The 2,428-nt window shown below is 71.7% G+C and carries 2 protein-coding genes and 1 pseudogene; 1 reads left to right on the forward strand and 2 read right to left on the reverse strand.

The window, feature by feature from the left end:
* Nucleotides 1-152: 152 nt before the first annotated feature.
* Nucleotides 153-470 (forward strand): annotated as a pseudogene (locus tag ABT245_RS45670) (phosphoribosyltransferase); the annotation flags it as partial.
* Nucleotides 471-537: 67 nt separating this feature from the next.
* On the opposite strand, the gene ABT245_RS45675 reads toward ABT245_RS45670, so the two are convergent.
* Nucleotides 538-1,575 (reverse strand): Yip1 family protein, encoded by a 1,038-nt coding sequence (locus ABT245_RS45675; RefSeq protein WP_351747027.1) that lies wholly within the window; start codon nucleotides 1,573-1,575, stop codon nucleotides 538-540.
* A 130-nt stretch (nucleotides 1,576-1,705) separates the two neighbouring features.
* Entirely contained in the window at nucleotides 1,706-1,993 is a 288-nt protein-coding gene (locus ABT245_RS45680) for a hypothetical protein (RefSeq protein ID WP_351747030.1), read from the reverse strand.
* Nucleotides 1,994-2,428: the final 435 nt, after the last annotated feature.

The following is a 2,428-nucleotide window of genomic DNA, read 5'->3' on the forward strand; positions in this document are numbered from 1 at the left end:
AAGGGGTACCAACCAGTACAGCCGGAAGGCTCTGACCAGGCTGTTTGACCAGGTCAGAGCCTGCTGATACGGGAGACCCCGCTAAACCTCCACGTCAAACACGGAAGGGCCTCCCACCTGCAAGGACACAAGAAGGAGGCCCTTCCGTGTTTGACGTCGAGTTCTACACCGGTGTGGGCACCACGCTGGAGATGCCGGTGATGCTCGCGCCCGTCCCGAACCTGATCGACTTCTCCGAGAAGAAGATCCTGATCACCGACGACGTCGCCGACACCGGCAAGACGCTCAAGCTGGTGCGCGACTTCTGCCTGGACACGGTCGCCGAGGTGCGGTCCGCCGTGATCTACGAGAAGTCGCAGAGCCTCGTGAAGTGCGAGTACGTCTGGAAACGCACCGACGACTGGATCAACTTCCCGTGGAGCGTCCTGCCGCCCCTGGTGCGGCGGGCGGGGCAGGTGCTCGACGCCTGAGCAGGGGCGGGAAGGGGCGGAAGGGCCCCGGTCGGGTGCCTGGGCCCTTCGGCGGGGTTGTGGTGGGTCAGAAGGTGCCCAGCTTCACGATCGACAGCAGGGCGATCAGCTGGATCGCCGACGCGCCCAGGGCCTTCGGCCACGGCAGGTCGTGGGAGCGGCTGACCATCAGGGTGAGCAGGGCGCCGCACGCGAGCCAGGTGGCCCAGCCGAGGAGCTGGACGAAGCTCGCGTCGCCGCCGAAGAACATGGCGACGACCAGGCGGGGCGCGTCCGTGATGGACATGATCAGCATGGACAGGCCCACCGTGGGCTGCCACGCGCCGTCACCGCCGAGCTGGCGGGCCAGGGTGTGGGTGACCACGCCCAGGACGAACGCGCTGAGCACCATCGCGACGGCGGTGATCAGGACGATCGGGACGGCGTTGGAGAGCGTCGCGTTGATCGCCTCCTCGCGGGCCCCGTCGAAGCCGAAGACGGCGAGGAGGCCGTAGAGGAAGGTCACGATGAGGGCGGGGCCCCACATCGTGTAGTCCCGCATCCGCAGGAACGTCTGGTCGGGTGCGACGACGATGCCGCGCAGCAGTTCCTTCCAGTGCAGGCGCGGGCCGATCGGTCCGGCCGGGGCCGAGCCCGCGCGGTAGGTCCCGCCCTGCTGGTACGGGTCCTCGTCGATCGAGAACGCCTGGGTGTGGCCCGGCTGGTCGGCCGCGTACGGGTCGGGGCCGCCTTGCGGGTAGCCGCCCTGGTGGCCGTAGCCGTCGCCGAAGTACTCCGGGCCGTCGCTGCCCTGGCCCGGGTGTCCGCCGCCCGCCTGCCGCCACTGGCCACCGTCGCCGTACTGCGGCCGCTGCTGCGGGTGCGGGTGCGGCGCGGGGGGATAGCCGTGCGACGGTCCGTACGACTGCCCCTGCCGGCCCTGCGCCGGGCCCTGCGGGGCCTGCTGTCCGTACGGGGGGTTCTGCGGGCGCGCTTGCGGGGCCCGGTCGTTCCGGCCGCCGCGTCCGATCCTGAATCCAGCCACGGCATCGAACGTACCTGGTCCCGTCGAGTGGCGTGCGGGGCCCGGGCGTTCGGGGGCGGCTTTGCGGCCGAGCTGTGACATCCCCTAAGGGACTCCTAAGGGCCCCCGGGGAGAGGCTTAAGGGGTTTCCCCCAGGGGGCGTAGGGGGAGGGCGGGTACGGCGCCGGGAACGCCGGCACGGGGGATCCGGGGCCGGCGGTGGGCCAGCGGGTCAGGAACTCCGAGGTGGAGAAGGTGACCGTCGGCTTCGGCTCGACCAGGCCCCTTCCGGCCCCCGGTACACGGTGATGGTGTCCTTCGTCTCGCCGCGGTACGTCCGCAGCGCCAGGTCGGCCCGTCCGTCGCCGTGGAAGTCGCCCACGGCCAGGACACGGGTGGTGCCGCGGGCGGGCGGGGCGACGGTGACGGTGCCCCGGGCCGCGAGGCCGGCCGTGTCGTCGGGGACGATGCGTAGCCGGGAGCCGCTGGAGACGAGGTCGTCGTGGCCGTCGCCGCTCAAGCCGGCGGGGACTGTGCTGCCGGTGCCGCGCGGTACGGGGAGCAGGGCGTCGGCGATGGTGACCGGGCCGCGGTCGGCGGGGGCCGGTGTCGGGGGTGCCGGGGCCGCAGGCGGCGAGGAGCGGACCGCCGCAGCCGGGCGCCGCCGTCATCGCCGTCCTCCGTCCACGGTTCGTCCGCACGGGCACCGTTCACCCCGTCAGCCCCGTCAGCCCCGTCAGGCCCGTCAGCCCTGTCAGGCCCGTATCAGCCCCGTCAGCCTCAGCCCCGTCAGCCCCGATCAGCCCTCGGCCCCCTCCGCAACGATCCGGCAATGGTGCACATGTGGGAGAGACGGCGACACCGTTCCTAGAGACTGAGCGGGAGTGGGTCCTGTTGCCAGAACCCGTGCTCAGCCGAACGCCCCGAACGGTGTTGGGCGTTCTGGTCCACCGCT

The sequence above is a fragment of the Streptomyces sp. NPDC001508 genome (assembly GCF_040298665.1).
GTDB lineage: Bacteria > Actinomycetota > Actinomycetes > Streptomycetales > Streptomycetaceae > Streptomyces.